Source organism: Alcanivorax sp. S6407 (assembly GCF_023016115.1).
Classification (GTDB): Bacteria; Pseudomonadota; Gammaproteobacteria; order Pseudomonadales; family Alcanivoracaceae; genus Alcanivorax.
In genome coordinates, this window is sequence record NZ_JALKBH010000001.1 from 472926 (window position 1) to 493373 (window position 20448).

Sequence of the window (20448 nt, forward strand, 5' to 3'; positions counted from 1 at the left end):
TACATGTCACGCCAGCAGAGCTCTCCAGATCCAGTTGACCGTGCGCTTTAGCGCTGCCCAGGAGGCGTTACACCACTCGATAACCCATGCCTGGTCAGCAACAGAACACGGCATCTCGTCATAGACGACGACTGGGCGTCACGCATTAATGTGTGACATTACCGGAGCGCCAGAGCACAACGTCATTACAGTCATGGACACAGACAGCTAAGCCTGAGACCAATATTGGTTGTTTAACCAAACAAACAGAAAATCAGAACAACTCACCATCTATAACCAGAACAGCCCCCTTTAGGAGCCTGAAATGTCTGCAAAAAAAACAAAACGGTTACCTCTCCTTTTCTTCACGTGCACTACAGCATTGCTCTCACCCGGCTTGGCCATTGGCGGTGCTGGCGACGGAGCGAGCACTTATGGGCTAGGCCCGATGAATGCCGGCACTGCCTTGGCATTCAGTCCTTTTGCATCCAACAGCTGGTCGGTGTACTACAACCCGGCCGCCATGGCCCGCTCCCCGGAGGGCGAACTGGGAGTCATTGTGCAGTATGGCGACCAGGAATTACGTGCCAAATCACTGGGAGGAACAGACCCTTTGGAGCGAGAGAATGATATCCTCTCTGACACCAGTTCCGAACTATTATTAATCGGCTTCAAAAGCCGCGTCGCCGGCATTTCCAGCATCGACAAGCCCATTTACTTTGGCCTGAACGTGGGTGTAGACCAATACACATCCAACCTATTGCCCTATCAGGCCAATACCAGCCAGAAAGGGCAGTTTCTACGCTATGAATCTCAGCCACTTTATCTCGCCTTTGGTGGCGCTATCAGCAACGTCCTGAGGGGCGTTGACGTCGGCGCATCAGCACGTCTTACCCTCCAGGCCAAAGCCAACCTGGAAGCAGTTTCAGACCTTGGCGGCAACACAGACTCTGAAAAACTTTCCCTGGAAGCCTCTCCATCCCTATCACCGGCACTAGGTATCAATATCCGCTCTGGAGAAATGTTCTGCGGTACAAGCGAGTGCATGCCTTTTGGAATGGATAAGATGGAGCTGGCTCTTTTCTGGCGGGGGGAAAGTAGCTATGAGGTATCCGTGGATGCCAATGTGGTTGTGCCGGGAGTTATCCCTGAACCAGGCCTGAGCCTAGCGCTTAGTACAATTGATACCTATCAACCTGAAGTTCTCGGCGCAGCCATTTTGCTTCCCGTTGGCAAATTCGAATTGACGGCAGGCATTGAGCAGCACAATTGGTCTGCGCTTGAAAGCGAGTTTGCCGACGATACTATTCGCGATCAGGCTAATCTAGCGTTTGACGACATCACCATTCCCCGAATTGGCGTTAGCTATCAGTGGTCGGAGTCCATGAAACTCTTTGCCGGCGCAGCCCTGGAGGACTCACCTTTAAAATCCAGCCGATCCCAGGACGTTAACTATCTTGACACCGATAAAAAGGTTTTCGGTCTGGGTGCCAGCTACCGTCTGTCCAGCGCGCCAATAATAGATATGCCATTAGAACTCTCCTTCGCTTACCAGTATCAAATGCTGGATGAAGCTGATTTCGAATTGACCTCCATCAACTCTTCCACCGATCCAGCCCCTTATGAAACGGTAAGGGCTGATGGTGAAATAAACGTATTTTCTTCCTCCCTGTCGCTAAAGTTTTAACAACAGGCATGCGATTAATACCAGGAGAAGAGCAATGAATAATAACCCCATCACAATCCACCAGTTTCTGATTAGTCTGGCGGTCGCCATAGCAGCCCTTCTGACCGGGTGCGGTGGCGATCAGGGCGATGTAAGCAATCCCTGGAGCACACCAGAGACATTAATTTTTTCTTACCCTTATCCTGGCCAGACCGAGGTTCCAGCTACCGCGCCAGTAATCCTGCGATTTTCCTCTGCACTTGAGCAAGAGGTTATTGATGACATTGACTCACGCCTACAGCTGGTCAGTGATACTGATGGGAATACCGTCATGGTTGACTATCAGGTGGTAGACAATGGCAGAGGCCTGGCCCTGTATCCTCAATCGCGGCTGGCTCCGGCGGAAGCGTACCATCTGGTTGTCAACGATGATGGCCTTGGAGCCATTGATGATAACTCCGTGGCCCGCGTTCGGTTTCGGACTGCAGGCAGTCAAGCCGGCGCATCGCAAACCATGGGAAGCGGCTCTTTCACCCTGCTTTCAGCCACTCCTCTAGACCAACCGTCATTGCTAGAGCCGATTGATGATGCCAGCCATCCCAACGACATGAGCACCTTCAGGATGTCGTTTAACCAAACGGTTGATCCGACCAGCACAGCATATGGCGAAACCGGATCGGTTCAACTTCGTGACAACCTCGGCAAGTTGGTTCCCGCATCGCTATTTTTGCAGGGTCGTTACCTGACACTGGATCCTGACCAGGATCTGAAACCTGTGGAACACACACTAACGATTGCTGGGCTGCGGGCCCAGACTACCGGTGAACAGTTGCCGGAGTACAATCGGACTTTTGTTCCGGAAGCCACTCTTCCCCGTGCTACATCCGTTCTAAAAGTTGGCAGTCTTGGAGCTGAGCAACCTGGACTAGTGTCAACTTTAACCGGCAACCCGATCAATCAGGTGCCAGTACAATCCTTTGTGCTGGGAGATGAATCATTTACCGGGTTGAGCGGGGATCTAGCTGCAGATCTGGCTTTTGCTCCCAACTTTCCTAATGCCGTTCCACTGCGAGTACCCGCTGGTTCCGTACTCCGAGGCACCCCCGTGGACGTCAATATACTGGGCGAAATACCGTCCGGGCTGGAAACCGGTGAAGTCACCATCACGATACTCAGCGACGCTAATGGGTATCTGATCCCTAATCCATTCAGTGATTCCCCATCGGTTCCCCGCTATGCCCTGCTTAATATGGACGCAGCAATGACTGCAGCAGGTCAAGAGCCCAATGCGGCTCTCAGCCAGAACCTGCTTAATGTGCAGGTAGCGGGTTTAGCCGTTGTAAAGGATGGTGTACTAGTACTGGATGCGGTCAGTGTGGTTGAACCTGATGTACTGGGCCTGGAGAAGGCATCCGGTCTGCTCTCATTCCGCATGGAGGCCTATCAAAACCAGCGCCAAGCGCCTGCCCCAAGCCAAGACACTCGACCCTTGCAGCTTCAGTCTTGGGCACCGGGAGAAACGTTCCAACCCAATGCAAGGCCTGGTGACCCCGTTATCCTGAACTTCAACAAACCATTAGACCCAGCTTCGGTGTTCCTTGACGGTGCCGTACAGGTTTCTGTTGATGATGTAGTAAAGACGTACCCAATACGTCACGATGGAGCCACGATCATCATCGGAGGAGATATCCTTCAACACGGAAAAGACGTCGAGCTCACCCTCACCAGCCTGCTCCGAGATACGCAGGGAAACCCGCTCAACCAGGACCAGACACTCAACATCCGCCTACCGGACTTCGTGCTTCCCAATGGCAGCACCAATGAGCTACGTGCACCACTTGTCGCTGCTGTTTTTCCCGGTTACCCCTGTGCGTTAACCGATGTCGATCTTACCGGCGAAAGAGAGACTTGGCGCAATGGCCGATGTGTAGGAGGTAAAAATAGCGACCCGCTCTATCCTGTACCGAATATGTTCAAGGATTTTAGTATTCGAGTCATCTTTAGCCGCAGTATCGACGGCGACACGGTTAATGATCAGACTTTTGTTGTTGAACACTTCGATACCGTTAATAACGTATGGCAACCCGTCAATGGTCGCCATAAAGTACTTTCACAGCGAATCGAATTTTTACCGAACAGTCCCTGGCGGGTTGGTGACCTTTACCGTTATACCCTGCACTCCGAGGAAGGAGCGCCGAACTGTGGAGTCAACGCCATATGTTCAAATGATGGAGCCCCTCTGCAAACACGGCAAATTTCTCAGTCCAGCTCCACAGCGCCTGGCCTTAGACAAGGAGGTCCGGACCTGACCAATCACTTTGTGGTAACAGGAGAAGAGGACAGGATTACCCGCGTATCATTACGGTCACTACCTGTAGCGGATGTCAACGCGAACCTCAGTCTCGATGACAATGAGCAAGGTGCGGTACCCGATGGTAACGGCGGTGCCATTGCCGATGCCAACTACCTACAGCTTAGGCTAAAAAACAAATCGGGAGTAATAACCCATGCCAACATTGGCTGTGGTATAGGCGACGATTGCCCGGAAAAGAAATTTGCCTTTGTCGGGTCAGGCGCCTTGCAAGCCGGGGTAAGCCAGTATGAGCCGGATGTCACCATCAACCGACGCCTCATCGACAGCGACCCAATGACATCAAATGAAGTCACCGGCGCCGTCATTGCCAAAGTCTTCCCTACCGTTCTCTCAACGACCAGTGTCTTTCTGGAAGCTCGCGCACTGGGATTAATCACAATACCGCTGGACACCGGTCCTCTGGTACTTCGATTGGGATACGAAAACAATCAACCCATTACGGGCTATATCACCGAAACCCCGGATGGCCCCTGGTTCAGTACTACGTTTGATCTCATGGTGGATGCACCAGAGTTAGAACCACGGCTAATTATAGAACTCGGGCATGACATCCGCAGCAAAGTAATTACCGGAGTCACCCTCGAAGGCCCCCTGCGCTTTGTCGATGATGGTCGTCTGATTCTCAAAGTCCGTAACCCCGACCCTCTCATCATACCGGCCAACATTGATCTCTTGGGAATCGGCTTGGCGGGTGTTGAGCTGGAAGTCCCCCCCCTCGGCGTAGATCTGACCTTTACCTTTTTGCCGGTAAAAGATTTTTAATATATTCCCCTTGTGCTAACGCACTTTCATGCCCCCTTTATGGGGGCTTTTTTCTGTCCTCACCGTATGCCACACCGCTGAATGATCATCAATATCGTCAAATAGGACTTTTCTTTGTGTAGAAGAAACGCTAATATTTGGTTGTTTGGCCAAATAAATAAATGCCTATAATGATGCATCCTCACGACAGCCTCGCAAGCCTTGCCTACAGCGATTCAAAGCACTCACCGGAATCTGGCAGGGATATACAGTTCCCGGGAAACGGCGGGTTGGTTCTTAGTGCAACCCAGTTCGGGGACCCGAAGTCACCGCAGGTGCTTTTGCTGCATGGCGGCGGACAGACCCGTCATGCCTGGGCGCACACGGCAACAGCTCTGGCCAGATCAGGGTACTGCGCTACCTGCATTGATGCCCGCGGTCATGGTCAAAGCCAGTGGTGCCCTGAAGGGGATTACAGCGGCACCGCGCTGGTATCAGACCTCCGCGCCATCATCCAATCACTTCCCACATCACCTTATATCGTGGGAGCGTCAATGGGCGGACTGACGGCCATGCTTACCCTTGGGGAGGAGCCCCCCTTGCCCTGTCGAGGTCTGGTACTGGTGGATGTGGCCCCACGGCTTGAGACCAAAGGCGTTCGCCGGGTGATTGAGTTCATGCGCCGCCACCCTGACGGTTTCGACTCTCTGGATCAGGTTCAGGATGCCGTGGCTGCCTATAACCCAACACGAAAAGCACCATCAAGCTCACAGGGCTTGCGAAAAAACCTCCGCCAGGACGCTAATGGCCGTCTCCATTGGCACTGGGATCCTGCGTTTCTTGATCATGCGGTAATCCCTGAAGCAAATGAAGGCATGTTCGGCCGAGCGCGACTCAATCTTGCAGCAAGCAAACTCAAATTACCGATATTACTCATCCGCGGCCATCACAGTGATGTACTCAGCGAAGCAGGAGCCCAGGAATTATTAGCCCTCGTGCCACATGCCAAGTACCGAGTAATCCATCAAGCAGGTCATATGGTAGCGGGTGACCGCAACAGTATTTTTACCGGAGCAGTGCTGGACTTTCTTCAGCACCTTGACCCGCAAGGAAATCACATACGCTCCACCGATCGGAGACTTACACCATGAAACATAAACACCTCGACGTGCTGATCATTGGCGCGGGCCTTTCCGGCGTCGGTGCGGCTTGTCACCTAAGCCGCAAGTGCCCAGATCTACGCTATGGCATCCTTGAGCGACGCAAGCGCGTTGGTGGCACCTGGGATTTATTTCGCTATCCCGGCATCCGTTCGGACTCCGATATGTTCACACTCGGCTATAACTTTCGGCCTTGGACAGACACCAAGATGCTTGCCGATGGCCCCTCTATTCGCAATTACATCGAAGAAACCGCTGAGCATCATCAGGTCCACAAGAAAATTCATTTTGGCCTGAAAGTCACTGCCGAGGACTGGAGCAGCGAATTCAATCGCTGGACGGTTACCGCGTTGAACGAGGAAACCGGTGAAGAAGAAGTTTTCACCGCTGGGTTTGTCCTCAACTGTACCGGTTATTATAACTATGACGCCGGCTACACACCGAAAATTCCTGGAATCAATCGCTTTGGCGGCGACGTAATTCACCCGCAGCACTGGCCAGCTGACTACGACTATACGGGTAAGCGAGTTGTCGTGATCGGCAGCGGCGCCACCGCCGTAACACTGGTGCCCGCGATGACCGACCGCGCTGCGCATGTCACCATGTTACAGCGCTCCCCTACTTATGTTGCCTCCGTCCCTGAGCAAGATCTCATCTCGAAAAACCTGCGCCGAGTACTGCCAGAAATGCTTGTTTACCGCATGGCGCGCACACGCAATATCCTGCTGCAGAGAACCGTATTTAACCTATCGATTCGTAAGCCCAAAGCGATCCGCAGATTACTGCTGGCCGCTGCTCGCAAACAACTGGGGCCGGATATCGACATGAAGCATTTTCAACCTCACTACAACCCATGGGAGGAACGAATGTGCGCAGTTCCCAAGGGGGATCTGTTCAAGGTGCTTCGTGAAGGCAAGGCTTCCGTGGTGACGGATCATATAAAAAATGTCACCAAAACCGGTATAAAACTGGAATCTGGGGATTGGATACCTGCCGATATTATCGTCACAGCTACCGGTCTGGATTTGCAAATGTTGGGCGGCGCAGAGCTACGTGTTGATGGTACGCACGTCAATCTCTCAAACACCATGATGTACAAAGGCTTAATGCTGGAAAAAGTGCCTAATATGGCACTGGTCTTTGGCTATACCAACGCGTCCTGGACCCTCAAGGCAGATATTGCCTCCGAATTTGTTTGTCGGCTTCTCAAGCATATGCGCAAGACAGGCGCAGAAAAAGTGACCCCTATCGACGAGGAAGGGTGTGGCTCTGATGTCAACTTTCTCAACCTTCGCTCTGGCTACATTCAACGTGCTGATGACCGCCTGCCACGCCAAGGCAACAAAGATCCTTGGCAAAACCTCAACGATTATCTTCACGACCTGCCGGCGCTTCGTTATGGAAAAATGAATGATGGCCACCTTAAATTCGAAACGACAAACCTACATAAAACGAAACGCAATCTCGTCCAAAAACTTCTGATTAACACACTCAATATAGAGGCGCAACGATGAAATCATTTTCAGGAAAAGTCGCGGCGATCACTGGCGCCGGGTCAGGTATCGGGCAAGCCACGGCGATTGCTCTAGCAAAAGAAGGCTGCCACTTAGCGATCTCTGATATCAGCGAAGAAAGCCTAGAGAAGACGGTCGAATTACTGGCAGGCTACGCCGTCAACATCAGCACTCATGTTGTTGATGTCAGCAACAAAAATGCGGTTTATCAATACGCGGAAGATACCGTATCAACACACGGAAAAGTAAATCTCATCATGAACAATGCCGGTGTGGGACTGGGTGAGACCGTCGAGAACATGAGCTATGAAAACTTTGAATGGCTGATGAATATCAATTTCTGGGGTGTCGTATACGGTACAAAGGCATTTCTTCCCCATCTCCAGAAAATAGGTGAAGGCCATATCGTCAATATCTCCAGCGTTTTCGGCATTATCGGTGTTCCAACCCAGTCAGCCTACAACGCCGCAAAATTTGCTGTTCGCGGATTTACAGAATCATTACGTGAAGAGCTGGATATCGCGGGCGGCCTTGTCAGCGCGACTTGCGTTCATCCAGGTGGAGTAAAGACCAACATCGCGCGTAATAGTCGCATGGGAGACATGGGCAGCATGAACATGGGCGACAAAGAAGAGATTGCCAGCATGTTCGAAAAAATTGCCATGACCACACCCGAAGCTGCCGCTAGAACCATCCTGAAAGGCGTGCGGAAAAACCGGCGAAGAGTTTTGGTAGGCGGTGACGCGGTCATGCTGGACACCACACAGAGACTGATACCCACAGGCTACCAACGCTTGCTTGAAATTATGTTTAAAAAACAGCAAAGCAGCAAAAATAAAAAAACGCATCAGGGGATGGCCTGACATTTTTCTCTTTAACTATCACATTATTGATTGGAGGCGATATGCGCTCGTCTAATACGGTAAAAAGCATTAAGAAACTCAGCGGCGCGCTGGTGGGCATTCCACCGCGTCATATCAATTTTCAATTTCCGGATTCCATTCCAAAGTATTTTTATGCTGGAAATGCCACAGCAACGACTTTCTTTGCCATGCTCTCCGGTTTTTTCCCACCTGGTGAACGCTATTTCATGGAGTCCGTTAGACACTTTCGTGGTCAGGTTAAGGACGAATCTCTACGGGCGGCCATATCGGGCTTCATGGGGCAAGAGGCCATTCACGGACGAGAGCACGACAGGCTGAACCAGATTCTCGCCGAGTACGGCTATGACATGCAGTCGCCAGATCGGTTTGTCAAAATTGGCTTGGCCATACTAGAGAAGTTGCCGCCGAGCACTCGGCTAGCCGCCACCACGTTTATGGAGCACTTTACTGCGCTTCTCGCCGAGCAGCTACTTGAAGACGAGAATTTTGTACGCCAGGCAGACCCTGAAATGATCAAAATATGGCAGTGGCATGCGCTCGAAGAGCTGGAACACAAATCTGTTGCCTACGACGTATATGAGCTTATTGGTAACAGCCGTACAGAGCGCGTGGCTGCAGCCCTCGCCTCGATGGTCGTCTTGCTGCCGATGCTGGGCATCACCTGGAGCTGGATGCTTCTCAAAGACGGTCAGCTCGGCAACATAAGCGATAATGTTAAAGGTCTGAATATTTTGCTAGGTCGTAACGGGTTTGTATCGCAAATCCTTTCGCGCCTTCCTGAGTTCATTCAGCCGGATTTCCACCCTGATCAACATGACACCAAAGGGCTGGAAAAACTGTGGCGTGAGAAGTTGTTCGCTGAAGGTGGCCAACTGCATGATCTGTATAGCAATCCGGCGGCATAATAATGCTCAAGGGGGTTTAGGGAACCTCTGAATAGTTGACGACTCTGTCACCACCGTTTGCTAAAAGACACACAAAAAAATGCCGGAATTGCTTCCATGCAACTCCGGCATTACACCTTTTATCATAGCTTTTCTCTAGCCGATCTTTATTGCGCATCCTCTAGAATGAATTGTGCCGCTCGCTCGCCAATCATCATACATGGCGCGTTCGTATTACCACTGATCAACAGTGGCATGATTGAGGCATCCGCGACACGCAACCCCTTCACACCGTTTACCCGCAGACGGACATCTACCACCGCTTTTTCATCACTACCCATTCGGCAAGTGCCGACGGGATGGTAAATTGTTTCAGCGCGCTGGCGAATATCCGCATCAATCTGGTCATCACTCTCCACGCTGGAGGCCGGTTCGTCATCACCGCCAAAAGCAGAGCTGAAAGAATGACTGTGAAACACTTTTCTGGCTAGTTTCACGCCTTCACGGAGCACAAGAATATCGTCAGGATGAGAAAGATAGTTTGGGTCTATCAAAGGCGCAGCAAATGGATCGCTATTGGCCAATCGAATCTGGCCTCGACTCTTAGGCCTCAGTTGGCACACATGAATCGTACAACCAAACCCAGGCGTCAACTGACGTCCATGATCTCGAAGATAAGCCGGTAAAAAGTGTAGCTGAGCATCCGGACGATCCGGCTCGCTGAGCAGGCTGACAAAAGCCCCCGCTTCCGCCGCGTTACTGGCAAGAAAGCCGCGCCGATGACGAAAATACTGGTAGAAGGCACTAATCAGCCGAGGTATAAAAAACGGTGACATGCCGATTGATTGACGGCTTTTGTCCTTGATCATGACGGTCATATCAAGGTGATCTTGAAGGTTCTCCCCAACTTCCGGCGAGTCTTGCAAACAGGTGATGCCGATTTTCGATAGGTGCTCTCGCTCTCCAATACCCGACAACATCAGCAACTGAGGGCTATTGATCGCCCCACCGGACAGGATGACTTCTTTGTTCGTACGAATGACCGATTGAGCACCATCACTATCACAAATTTCGACGCCAATCGCCCTGCCGCAATCCAGTAACACCTTGGTTACCTGCACATCCGTCATGATGTGCAGGTTATCGCGGCCACGTGCAGGATCCAGGAAAGCACGCGCGGCACTCCATCGGCGCCCTTCTTTTTGTGTTACCTGAAACCGGCCAAAGCCTTTCTGTTCCGGCCCGTTAAAATCATCGTTTCGGGTATAACCCAGCTCTTCACCGGACTTAATAAACAGCGGGGTTAACGGGTTAACATCCCTGACTCGGGTAACATTCAGTGGCCCACCCACACCATGCCAATTGTCAGCGGAGTATTGTTCATTGTTTTCATGTGCATTGAATACCGGCTGCACATCTTTCCACGCCCACCCTGTTGCGCCTTGCGCTGCCCAGTCATCATAGTCTTGTTGTTGGCCTCGAATGTAGACCATGGCATTGATTGAGCTGCTGCCCCCCAGTGTTTTTCCTCGCGGCCAGTAGAGGCGCCTTTTATTAAGGTGACTCTGTGGCGCGGTGTCGTAGCCCCAGTTTCGCTTTCCTTGTTTAATTAGACCGATGAGTCCAAACGGAATATTAATAAAACCGCTATTATCGTGGGGGCCGGCCTCAATAAGACAAACGGAATACTTGCCGCACTCGCTTAACCGGTTGGCAAGAACACAGCCCGAAGAGCCCGCCCCCACGACGATAAAATCAAACGACTTCATTTTGCTTCTCCCCCGCCTGAATAAACCGTGACATGTGGTGCTCTCGGTCGCCATGACTCAATGATGCATGTGTCACCAGACGGAAGTAATGGCCAATGTTCAGCTCTTCCGTAACACCAACGCCACCATGGATCTGGATACCTTGCTGAGTGATACCAACGGCCCGGTTTGCGTAGTAAGCCTTTGCCGCCGCTGTCGCGCGCCCGCGCTCACAGACGTTTGCGCTCTCTCCTTTTACTGACACCATCAAGAGCATGGATTCCAGCTGCTGGAGATCAATAAACGCATCAACAAGGTAGTGCTGGATTACCTGAAAACTGCCAATCGTTGTACCAAACTGTTTACGCGTTCGAGCGTATTCCAGAGTGGCCTGATACACCTCTCGGCAGGCGCCGTACATACGTGCGCAGTCCAATGCGCACAGATAATCGAACCAGGCAGAAACCGCTTGCTTTGCCGCATCACCACGACACAAAACCATTTCGTCTGTGATGAGCACATCATCAAGCGTCAAACTGGCAGCACGGCTTCCATCGAGCAGTCGATATCTTTCAACGTCACAGGCGTCGAAAGGTAGCGCGACAATGGCCAACTCATCACCAGACATAGCGGAGACGAGCACGGCGTCTGCAACGCCACCATCAGACACAACGTGCTTCTGCCCGGAAAGTCGTTCTCCGTTTAGCCTCAAGGAAGGGTTCAGCACGTGATAACCGGCATGCCGGTCATAAAGACCGCAAGCCACACGTGCCTCACCAGAAATAATGCGATCAAGCAACGCCAAGGATGTTGGCGTATTGGCGAACTCCAATAACTTGCCGGGGGAAACAATTAAATCGACAAAAGGGTCAAGACAAAGCGCGGCTCCTAACTCCTGAACAATGGCGCACACGTCAAGCAATGAGCCGCCATACCCTCCAACAGATTCAGCAAACGGAAGGCCAAACCAACCCAAATCATTCATGGCCTGCCAGCGATTCGCTTCAAGGTGATTACTCTCATTCAACTGTGCAATGTAGCTGTCAAATGAATAGTTGTCTTTAAGATAACGGCGCGCGGTATCCGCAATCATGGTGGTATTTTCGGGTAACTTGAAATCCATTTTTCACCTCACAATCCGAGCAACATCTTCGCCAACACGTTTTTCTGGATCTCGTTAGATCCACCATAGATGGTGCACGCACGCAGGAAGTTATAGCGGCGACTGGCCTGATTAAAAATTTGCTCCCCAATGGGCTCCTCGTTATCCCATGGCAAAGACATCAAACCTCCGATTTCCACCATCGCTTGGGAAACCCTTTGCTGTAGTTCCGTGCCTTTGATTTTCAGTCCTGACGATTCTGGGCCGAACGGCTTGCCTTCATCTGTGGCAGCAACGGTGCGAAAGTTGGTGTATTCCAGTGCCATAAGATCGACTTCCAAGCCAGCCAACCGACGCACCGCCAACTGCTTATCTGTTTCCGTTGGTAGCGCATCGATAGCACTTTTAAGGCGATTGATTTCGTAGTGAATATCCGCCACACCGGCAATGGTGGTGCGTTCGTGGGTAAGAAGAAACTTGGCAATGGTCCACCCCATTCCTTCTTGACCCACCAAATTTTCCACAGGCACTTTCACGTCGGTAAAATAGACTTCGTTAAGGTGATGATGCCCATCAATTGAATAAATCGGCCGTACTTCAAGCCCGGGGGTTTTCATATCGATCAGCAGGAATGAAATACCCTGCTGCTGTTTCACGGTGCTATCCGTTCGCACCAAGCAAAACATCATGTCTGCCCAATGGGCCTGTGTCGTCCAGATTTTTTGACCATTAACCAAATAATGGTCGCCATTACGCGTGGCTCGCGTTTTTAACGAGGCCAGATCTGAGCCCGCATTGGGCTCAGAATAACCTTGGCACCATAGCGTTTCGCCACGCTGAATGCCGGGCAACCACCGTTCCTTCTGTGCTTCAGAACCAAAGGTATATAACACCGGCCCAACCATGGCCACACCAAAAGGACTTGTTGGCGGAGCCCCTGCCGAGGCGCGTTCCTGATCGAAAATATACCGCTGGGTTGCGCTCCACCCTGGGCCACCAAATTGTTCTGGCCAAGTAGACGTGAGCCAACCTTGACTGCCCAGCAAACGCTCCCATCGTTGCTGCATATTCTTGTCTGGCATCGCTCCTCGGGCAGTACAGCGCCGAATATCATCAGGCACATTTTCCTTCATCCACTGCCGGATACTCTTACGAAATTCTTTTTCGTCATTACTGAAATCCAGATTCATGGAAGCCTCCAAGCCAATAAATTTCGCAATACAAGGTCATCGATTACTCAATTAACCTGTTTACCGTTGCTCTCCCAAAAGGGGGCTCGCAGTTCGTTTTTCAGCACCTTACCTGCCCCACTCACCGGCAACGACTCTGCCTTAAAATCAACGCTACGAGGCACTTTGTAACCTGCAATTCTTTCACGGCAATGTTCGATAATCTCTGCCTCACTGGCGTGCTCTCCTTCACGCAGCACCACGATTGCATGCACAGCTTCACCCCAGCGTTCATCGGGAATACCAATTACCGCGCACTCCTGTACCGCAGGATGGCTATAAATGGCACCTTCAACTTCAACAGAGAAAATATTTTCTCCACCGCTAATTACCATGTCCTTGGCTCGATCAACGATGAAGACAAATCCATCCTCGTCCATGTAGCCAAGGTCGCCGGTATGTAGCCAACCATTGCGCAAGGTATCAGCGGTTGTTGATTCCATTCCCCAGTAACCCAACATGACGTTTGGTCCCCGCGCACATATTTCGCCAACCGTACCTTGAGATACCACCTGATCATTTTCATCAAGCACCACCACCTCCACACCCAGTGCTGCGCGACCGGCGCTACGTAATTTTTCTCCGCCGGGAATGTGATGTTCTGGCCCGAGTGAGGTAATGATTGGGGAGGCTTCGGTCTGGCCATAGCCCTGAGCAAATGACACTGTCGGCATTTGTTCCATAGCACTAATCAATACCGCCTCTGGCATTGGCGAGGCGCCATACAGCATGCGTTTTATGCTGCTGACATCGTAATTGGCGATGCGCCCAGATGAGGCTAGAAGATTGACCATGGTCGGCACCAGCAGGGTGTTCGTGACTTTCTCCTGCTCAATGAAAGCCAGCACTTCATCAACATCAAAGCGAGGAACAATGCCATGAGTTCCCGCAGCCAGTGTCACGGCAAACGTGCTGGCCATATCAGCCAAGTGGAACATGGGCCCGGCATGCATATATATGGTGTCACTGTCATAGCCCATCTCGGCAACCACGTTCAGGGCATTGAATACCAGGTTGTCATGACTCAGCATCACGCCTTTTGACCGCCCAGTGGTACCACCGGTATAAAACAGCCCCGCCAGATCGTCACCGCCAGCATTGGCGTCACGGATTCGATCGGCGTTGGCGACAAGGGATTCATAATCAATACACCCTTGTGGACACTCACCCTCACCCATGAAGACAACATGCTTGATAGACTCAAGCTGTGGCTGTAGGGATGGCAGCAATGCTGCAAAGGTGTCATCAACGAAAAGCACTTTAGAACCTGAGTCATTCAAGGTATAGGCGATTTCAGGTGGTGCGAGCCGAATATTGACGGGATTCACTGCCGCACCGGCCCACGGCACTGCATAGAAATACTCCAGGTAGCGATCGCTGTTTAATGCCAGTATGGCAACCCTGTCACCCGCATTGATGCCCAGACTTAGCAACCCGTTAGCAAGGCATGCGATACGGTCTTCAAACTCTCGCCAGGTTTGCCGCCGACCAGCAAAAACGGTAGCCGTACCTTGGCCGTTTAATTGAACCGCACGGCGCAAAGTCTGTGAAATATACATAACAGAACTCCTCTATTGAGGCAGAAAAGGAAGGGGGGAGGGTTGTTTATAGATTGGATTAGCTGGAAGCGAAGGCTCTCTTATAAATGAAGCGACCTCGGGAAACCTGGGCGCCATCAAGAAACACATCCACAACAACCACAATGAAGCGCTTTCCTTCACGAATAATGTTCGGCTTGGCCACCAACGTACCCGCAAAGGCCGGGCGCAAATAATCCAGAGTCATACTTGAACATACTGGCTTATTTTTTTCAGTCTGATTCGCTGTTAAGTGCGCGCCAGCAACAAGCTCCGCGAAGCTTGCGATAATACCGCCATGAAAAGTCTTGATCAGAGGGTTGCCAATGTGCTGCTCGCGAAACGGCATTTTATAGGTTGCTTCGCCGTTATCGTCCGAAGCCGTCATACCAAGAAATTTTTCGTATGGTGATACATCGCCGACCACAGTAGAGAGAGCGGTTACCCTTTCTGTTTCGAAGCTGATGATTCCTTCATCATCGATTGTTTTTTTCTTGGAGGGGGCTCTCTTATTGCTAGGATTCACAGATTGATCAAAGGACGGGCCTGCCGTTCCTATCGCAAAACTGCCTGATACCGACGCCAGCAAATTGCCGCCATCACGCCCAAATGCCTCTCCACGGACATAGGCAATATTTTCTTCAACTGCAAAACAGGTGACATTACATGCCACCCCTTCGCCAGCCTCGGGGTTAGCGATGAAATCAACGCGCAAGTCAATTGTCGCAATTGGGCGCATGTCGCCGAGGCGCACAAAAATCGCCAAACCACATGCCGTATCAAGCAAGGTAGCGATGGCTCCCCGATGAAGCTTTCCCTGTTGATCACAAACCTCTTCCACACAAGGCATGCTCATTACCGCGCCATCTTTGGTAATGTCATCCATTGCGATACCAAAAACCCTGAACAACGGATGCCCTGAACCAAAAAAAGCCTTTGCGGCAAGCAGTTCTCTTGGGAGTGATGTCTCAGCTGTCATAGTTAGCAACTTTTTATCAGAATGTTGAAGCGGCATCCGCATACCGGGTCTCTGCAACACGCACAGATTCAATGGCGTCCGTTATTGCCTCTTCAGGGAATGTTTCACTTTCGGACCCCTTTCGCAGACAATCAGCCAGAGTGGACCATGCCGCAGCACTCGTTCGCATCAACTCGACCAAGCCTGCCTCATGTATTTCAGGAACAATTTCACTCGCTTCATCGAGAAATTCTGAATACATCGCTCTAAAGCCGCTGCCCCCCGTTCCACGCTTCTCGATCACTTGATAGGCGAAACGGAGCAACCATTGCCATTTATCCACTGCCTTCCAGCGAGGAAGTTCCTGGATCCAAGTTGTTAGCGCTTGAATACCGTGATTCCTGCTTCCTTGCAGGAGATTATCTGCATTCTTCACAATCGCACTGCGCACGTTATCGGCAGACACCTGAACCGAAACACTTTCGGGGGCGAACAATGAACCATGATGGATAAAGGGTGGCGACAAGGAGAATCTGGCTTCAACCAACTTGTCACGAGGCACCTCTAAAAGCCCTGGGCGCTCGGTATCGCTAACGAGCATCGTCTCGCCCTTCTCGGCTCGCTGCCAGGCGACGATGGCGTGACCGGGGAAATGTGTACTGCTCTTGAAATAAGGAAGGTAAAAAATATCAGTTAAGAGAAGCGCAGGCCGCCCCGCATCAAGATGGGCATCCAGCGCATCGGCGGCAGCACATTTATCTTGCCAAGTTTCCCAGCGAAACGGCACGCCCAGTGTAGAGAACAACGTTTCCTCAAATCCCATTGAACGGACATGGACAATAAACGGGGTGTCCGTGCCTGGTATTTCTACATAAGTAATACCAAGCCCGGCACCCAGCCCGAAGCAGAAAGCCTCCGTCAACGTAAGCCCATGAAACTCCAGCAGGTCTCTGATAGCTGAACTGCCACAGTGACGCCCAGGCCGATGTGTATGAGGAACATCGACGGTACTGGGGACATCCTTCTTGTCTCCAGGCATCAGGCTGCCTCACTCACTGGAGCCGGACCGTAAATGGTTTCCGATGCCCGCATCGGATCTCCATGAGTCTCATACTCCGCCAACCACGCGGCAACCTTCTCAGGCATACCGGTATCCCAAGGGTGAAATCCAGGGCGGAACCAAGCGAGGAAATCAGGCAGCATGCCTGTGAGAATACCTTTTCGCCCATAAAGCTTGTTCAGGCCTCGCAGAATCACACCAGGCTGGCGCGTTACGCCATCAAGCTTGAGCATATTCCAAAATACTGGAGCCACGACAAGGTGAACCATCAGGGTCGCAACCACCAACGCAGACGCGCGCGTCAAGTAGCCTCCACCTGCTGCGCCCTGATAAAGATCATAGGCCACGGCCTTGTGCTCTACTTCTTCGACCCCGTGCCACAGAAATAGCGCTCTCATGACGGGGTCAGCCTCGCTAAACATCTCGCTCTTCTCGCTGACCATGGTTTCGCCCAGGGTTGCCGTAAAGTGCTCAAACGCCGCCGTCATGGCGAGCTGATACTTCTTCGGCAGGTACTTTTGTGTGGTGCGAATAAAGGTCCTTAGATTCGCAGTGACCTTATCCACATCCACGCCCTGGCTGGCCATCACATCGTTGAAACGATCATGGACAATCCCGTGCTGACCTTCCTGGCGAATAAAGTGACGAATATCCTCGCTCAGCTGATCATCTGTCACTTGATCCTTGAAGTTACGCACTGACTGGATAAAGAAGCGCTCCCCCTCCGGGAAATGCACTGAGAGGGCATCAAAGAAGCGGGTCAGCACGGGGTCACCGCCATTCCAGTGCCGTGGCACTGACGAGACATCAAAAGCGACTTTCCGCGGTTGGATTGGCACAGAACTCATAACTCCTCCAATGAAACAGGCTGTCTATAGGATGACATGCCCTGATATTATTTGGTTGAACAACCAAATGTCAACAAACAGGCTCGCGCCCCTCGAAAACGTAAAGTTGCATATGTGTAATCTGAAGGAGGGCTCGATCATGGAAGACAGGTAACAGAGCCCCTCTGAACCATTCCGCCATGCCGGAATTGTCCTGGGTAATTTCCAGCACCCACGCTCGGTAAGCTATTGAAAACAGGAACTAATGGCACAGAATCGCCATTCTCGAGCCCACTGGTTGACTGCCCCCCAAGCCATTGGCGCCGCCCGATAGTTGCCTGCTGCCTTGTTTGCTATGCACCATTGCTTAGATCCACCAATACTACTAACAAGCAACTCTCCGGTATCGCTGGTTACATCTGGCCTGAAGAGGGTTTGGCATTGGTTTTTGGCAGCAACCACATCAATGGCATTGAGTCTTTCTGGGCCTACGCGAAACTGCGACTGAGCCGCTTTAAGGGCTTGCCAAAACACACGTTTTATCTACATTTGAAAGAGACAGAATTCAGGTTCAACAACCGCCGAGAGGATATCTACAAGCGGCTGCTGAAACTGCTCACGGAGCGTCCAATCGAGTGATTTGCTTCCTAAGACCCTACATAATTCGTAATATCTGCTATGCTGTCCAAAATGACAGCTAAACGAGACTCGACATACAATTTCGTTAAAATCTCGTTATCAATTTCAGTACTTTAGTTGGCTCTATCTCATTCACATTTCGAATGTCCGACCAACCTCATTTGTTAATGGTTTTAGTTGTTTAGCTACCCCTAACCTATTGATTTTCGGTTAGGGTGTTTTAGATGTTTAGTTGGTCGGCCACCAGCTGGCCGACCAACTAAAGATCTACTTTCGCCGCCCAGCGCGGCACTGAACCTCAAGCATCAGGCCTTTCGCAACCACTCAGCACCTTTAACCTGTCCATTTAACCCAACTGCAATGGAAAGATGGCTACCCTTATTGTTTGAGCGCTTGGTTAATCCGTTTCTCTTCAGAATCCCCAGTTCTCTTTATACAGTATTCGTCAAACCTTTACCGGAGACTTTGGAAGCGCCGCCCCCACTGACAGAACAAACTCATGTTTTTCTGATCCAGATCAAACCGATCATCCAATTGGGGTATTCACGAATGACGTTCGAATTAGTATACATAGATGTATAGGTATGGGGCTTACGCCATACCACTTATTCCCTGCTCACCGAGAGTGATCCAATGGTCGGCATTGATCGTCCTTTATTACGTTTAAAGACAGTAACGACTGTAATCGAGGCTTCCTTTATGGAAGCTGACCTATCATGACATTAAGCGAAGGGTTCTGGATAACCGCAGTATCACCAGCAGGCAGGCTCCTACGGAGGCAGGCGCCCTCTCCTCTTCTGTGGGAGTCTGCCTGCAGACGATGGAGCGGGTGGAGATGCCTCATCGCGTGCAGGCACGCTCCCACAGTAGTGGTTTGATCGGTGTGCTGGTTCTTGAAGCCGCTCTGATCAGTTGCGATTTTCGTGCAGGAACCGATAGGTGAAATTCAGCTGCACCCGCGGCACTTCCTCACGCTGGCCGGCCTGATTGTCACGCATGCCGTAGGAGGCTTCGGCCCCATAGCTCAGCCGGGGGCTGTGCTGGTATACCAGTGACACTGTGCCGTAGCGAGTGCGGCGCATGGCGTCATCGGGAAGTCGGTTATCGGATTCGATGTCGATCTGCCCCGCCACCGACGCCAGTGTCCAGTCCTGTCCTACCTGCCATTCGGCTCCGAGGTAGCCACCAGTGGTTTCCAGTGCCTCAAGGCCACCGGCAAAGACATAGCCGTCCATGCCGCCATCGCCAAACCCGGACAGATCATTGTAGTAATGCGCAAAACCCTTGCCCGCACTGATGCTGGCCAGCAGTCGCAGTGATTCTGCCGCGTTGAGAGTGCCGCTCAGCACCGCACCGCCGGCCTGGGCAAACTCCTGGTCACCATTGGCAAATTCCACCCCGATCTCCCTGGAGACCATGCCCAGACGCCCATGGCCAAAGGGATGTCCTTGCTGCCAGCCGACGACCAGATCCGGACGACGACCTGCTGCACTGCTGAGGTTCTGCGGGTCGTAGACTTCGCTGTTGGGGTCTTCCACGGCAACGAACAGGTTATCGCCCTGCCAGCTAAGGCCCGCCTGGCGGGCAAAGATGGCACTGTTCGGGCCCTGGGCATCCAGAGTCAACGGCCATGCGGCTCCATCCAGCAACTTGGTGTAGCCATAACCCGCCTGGAAGCCGCCACGCTTGTAGTAGAAGTCCCGTACACGCAGCTCGTAACTATCGATGCTGCCGAACAGGTCGGCGGCAAACACCACGTGGGGGCCGGACTTGTCCCCTACCCGCACGCCCAGCTGGCTGTTCTTGCCATGCAGGACAAAGTTCTGCTGTTCGTTGTTGCCCATGGGCAGCGTGCTGGGGATGAGCAGCTCATCGAGGCCGGCATTGCGGTCATCGTAGATGGCGTCGAGGCTGACCTTGCCAAATACCGCCAGACGGGGAAGGGACAGAGAGCGGGCGGGTTCGCCGGCAATTTCTGCCTTGAGAGAGTCGATCTGATCCTGAAGACGACGGATTTCAGCCTGGGTATTGTCAGCCTGAGCCGGGGTGGCGACGCATGCCACCGCCAATGCCGCCATCCAGATGGTGGATTGCACCCTGGACATT

At 51.9% G+C, this 20448-nt stretch carries 14 protein-coding genes and 1 pseudogene; 7 read left to right on the forward strand and 8 right to left on the reverse strand.

Going from position 1 to position 20448, the window contains the following annotated elements; genetic code table 11:
- Window positions 1-304: 304 nt before the first annotated feature.
- From MWU49_RS02135 to MWU49_RS02160, 6 genes are all read left to right on the forward strand, one after another.
- Window positions 305-1666, forward strand: a complete 1362-nt coding sequence (locus MWU49_RS02135; protein ID WP_063509526.1) for an outer membrane protein transport protein — start codon at window positions 305-307, stop codon at window positions 1664-1666.
- A gap of 34 nt (window positions 1667-1700) precedes the next feature.
- Window positions 1701-4781 carry an Ig-like domain-containing protein gene (locus MWU49_RS02140; protein ID WP_008930242.1) on the forward strand — a complete coding sequence of 1027 codons (3081 nt, stop codon included), beginning with the start codon at window positions 1701-1703 and terminating at the stop codon, window positions 4779-4781.
- A gap of 173 nt (window positions 4782-4954) precedes the next feature.
- Window positions 4955-5911: an alpha/beta hydrolase gene (locus tag MWU49_RS02145; RefSeq protein WP_008930243.1), complete on the forward strand. Its 957-nt coding sequence runs from the start codon at window positions 4955-4957 to the stop codon at window positions 5909-5911.
- Entirely contained in the window at window positions 5908-7434 is a 1527-nt protein-coding gene (locus MWU49_RS02150) for an NAD(P)/FAD-dependent oxidoreductase (RefSeq protein ID WP_246967504.1), read from the forward strand. The genes MWU49_RS02145 and MWU49_RS02150 overlap by 4 nt, the downstream gene beginning before the upstream one ends.
- On the forward strand, window positions 7431-8297 hold the full coding sequence (locus tag MWU49_RS02155; protein ID WP_007150445.1) for an SDR family oxidoreductase: 867 nt from the start codon (window positions 7431-7433) through the stop codon (window positions 8295-8297). Before MWU49_RS02150 ends, MWU49_RS02155 begins: the two co-directional genes overlap by 4 nt.
- A 41-nt stretch (window positions 8298-8338) precedes the next feature.
- On the forward strand, window positions 8339-9223 hold the full coding sequence (locus tag MWU49_RS02160) for a metal-dependent hydrolase (protein WP_246967507.1): 885 nt from the start codon (window positions 8339-8341) through the stop codon (window positions 9221-9223).
- A gap of 146 nt (window positions 9224-9369) precedes the next feature.
- On the opposite strand, the gene MWU49_RS02165 is transcribed toward MWU49_RS02160, so the two are convergent.
- From MWU49_RS02165 to MWU49_RS02195, 7 genes are read right to left on the reverse strand one after another with little or no spacing between them, the layout of a single operon-like run.
- Window positions 9370-10971, reverse strand: coding sequence for a GMC family oxidoreductase N-terminal domain-containing protein (locus MWU49_RS02165; RefSeq protein ID WP_007150726.1), 1602 nt, complete (start codon window positions 10969-10971; stop codon window positions 9370-9372).
- Window positions 10958-12073, reverse strand: a complete 1116-nt coding sequence (locus tag MWU49_RS02170) for an acyl-CoA dehydrogenase family protein (RefSeq protein ID WP_008930247.1) — start codon at window positions 12071-12073, stop codon at window positions 10958-10960. The genes MWU49_RS02165 and MWU49_RS02170 overlap by 14 nt, the downstream gene beginning before the upstream one ends.
- An 8-nt stretch (window positions 12074-12081) precedes the next feature.
- The gene (locus MWU49_RS02175; RefSeq protein WP_007150215.1) at window positions 12082-13242 is read right to left on the reverse strand and encodes an acyl-CoA dehydrogenase family protein; all 1161 of its coding nucleotides are present in this window, start codon (window positions 13240-13242) and stop codon (window positions 12082-12084) included.
- 47 nt (window positions 13243-13289) lie between these two features.
- A complete protein-coding gene (locus MWU49_RS02180) occupies window positions 13290-14840 on the reverse strand; it encodes a long-chain-fatty-acid--CoA ligase (RefSeq protein ID WP_246967510.1) in 1551 nt (516 codons plus the stop codon).
- 58 nt (window positions 14841-14898) lie between these two features.
- Window positions 14899-15837, reverse strand: coding sequence for a PaaI family thioesterase (locus tag MWU49_RS02185; protein ID WP_246967513.1), 939 nt, complete (start codon window positions 15835-15837; stop codon window positions 14899-14901).
- Between the two features lie 16 nt (window positions 15838-15853).
- A complete protein-coding gene (locus MWU49_RS02190; RefSeq protein WP_246967516.1) occupies window positions 15854-16855 on the reverse strand; it encodes a BtrH N-terminal domain-containing protein in 1002 nt (333 codons plus the stop codon).
- Complete coding sequence (locus MWU49_RS02195) at window positions 16855-17724, reverse strand: metal-dependent hydrolase (RefSeq protein ID WP_040297295.1); 870 nt, start codon at window positions 17722-17724, stop codon at window positions 16855-16857. Before MWU49_RS02195 ends, MWU49_RS02190 begins: the two co-directional genes overlap by 1 nt.
- 438 nt (window positions 17725-18162) lie before the next feature.
- Here MWU49_RS02195 and MWU49_RS02200 point away from each other — a divergent pair.
- Window positions 18163-18342: pseudogene (locus MWU49_RS02200) on the forward strand (IS1595 family transposase); the annotation flags it as partial.
- 908 nt (window positions 18343-19250) lie between these two features.
- On the opposite strand, the gene MWU49_RS02205 reads toward MWU49_RS02200, so the two are convergent.
- On the reverse strand, window positions 19251-20447 hold the full coding sequence (locus tag MWU49_RS02205; RefSeq protein WP_246967519.1) for a hypothetical protein: 1197 nt from the start codon (window positions 20445-20447) through the stop codon (window positions 19251-19253).
- Window position 20448: the final 1 nt, after the last annotated feature.

What these genes read in the sequence shown, in the direction of transcription:
- MWU49_RS02180 (WP_246967510.1), bottom strand. Translation starts at nt 14,840, where the DNA reads ATGTATATTTCACAGACTTTGCGCCGTGCGGTTCAATTAAACGGCCAA.
- MWU49_RS02170 (WP_008930247.1), bottom strand. Translation starts at nt 12,073, where the DNA reads ATGGATTTCAAGTTACCCGAAAATACCACCATGATTGCGGATACCGCG.
- MWU49_RS02190 (WP_246967516.1), bottom strand. Translation starts at nt 16,855, where the DNA reads ATGCCTGGAGACAAGAAGGATGTCCCCAGTACCGTCGATGTTCCTCAT.
- MWU49_RS02185 (WP_246967513.1), bottom strand. Translation starts at nt 15,837, where the DNA reads ATGACAGCTGAGACATCACTCCCAAGAGAACTGCTTGCCGCAAAGGCT.
- MWU49_RS02135 (WP_063509526.1), top strand. Translation starts at nt 305, where the DNA reads ATGTCTGCAAAAAAAACAAAACGGTTACCTCTCCTTTTCTTCACGTGC.
- MWU49_RS02175 (WP_007150215.1), bottom strand. Translation starts at nt 13,242, where the DNA reads ATGAATCTGGATTTCAGTAATGACGAAAAAGAATTTCGTAAGAGTATC.
- MWU49_RS02165 (WP_007150726.1), bottom strand. Translation starts at nt 10,971, where the DNA reads ATGAAGTCGTTTGATTTTATCGTCGTGGGGGCGGGCTCTTCGGGCTGT.
- MWU49_RS02150 (WP_246967504.1), top strand. Translation starts at nt 5,908, where the DNA reads ATGAAACATAAACACCTCGACGTGCTGATCATTGGCGCGGGCCTTTCC.
- MWU49_RS02205 (WP_246967519.1), bottom strand. Translation starts at nt 20,447, where the DNA reads ATGTCCAGGGTGCAATCCACCATCTGGATGGCGGCATTGGCGGTGGCA.
- MWU49_RS02155 (WP_007150445.1), top strand. Translation starts at nt 7,431, where the DNA reads ATGAAATCATTTTCAGGAAAAGTCGCGGCGATCACTGGCGCCGGGTCA.
- MWU49_RS02145 (WP_008930243.1), top strand. Translation starts at nt 4,955, where the DNA reads ATGCATCCTCACGACAGCCTCGCAAGCCTTGCCTACAGCGATTCAAAG.
- MWU49_RS02140 (WP_008930242.1), top strand. Translation starts at nt 1,701, where the DNA reads ATGAATAATAACCCCATCACAATCCACCAGTTTCTGATTAGTCTGGCG.
- MWU49_RS02195 (WP_040297295.1), bottom strand. Translation starts at nt 17,724, where the DNA reads ATGAGTTCTGTGCCAATCCAACCGCGGAAAGTCGCTTTTGATGTCTCG.
- MWU49_RS02160 (WP_246967507.1), top strand. Translation starts at nt 8,339, where the DNA reads ATGCGCTCGTCTAATACGGTAAAAAGCATTAAGAAACTCAGCGGCGCG.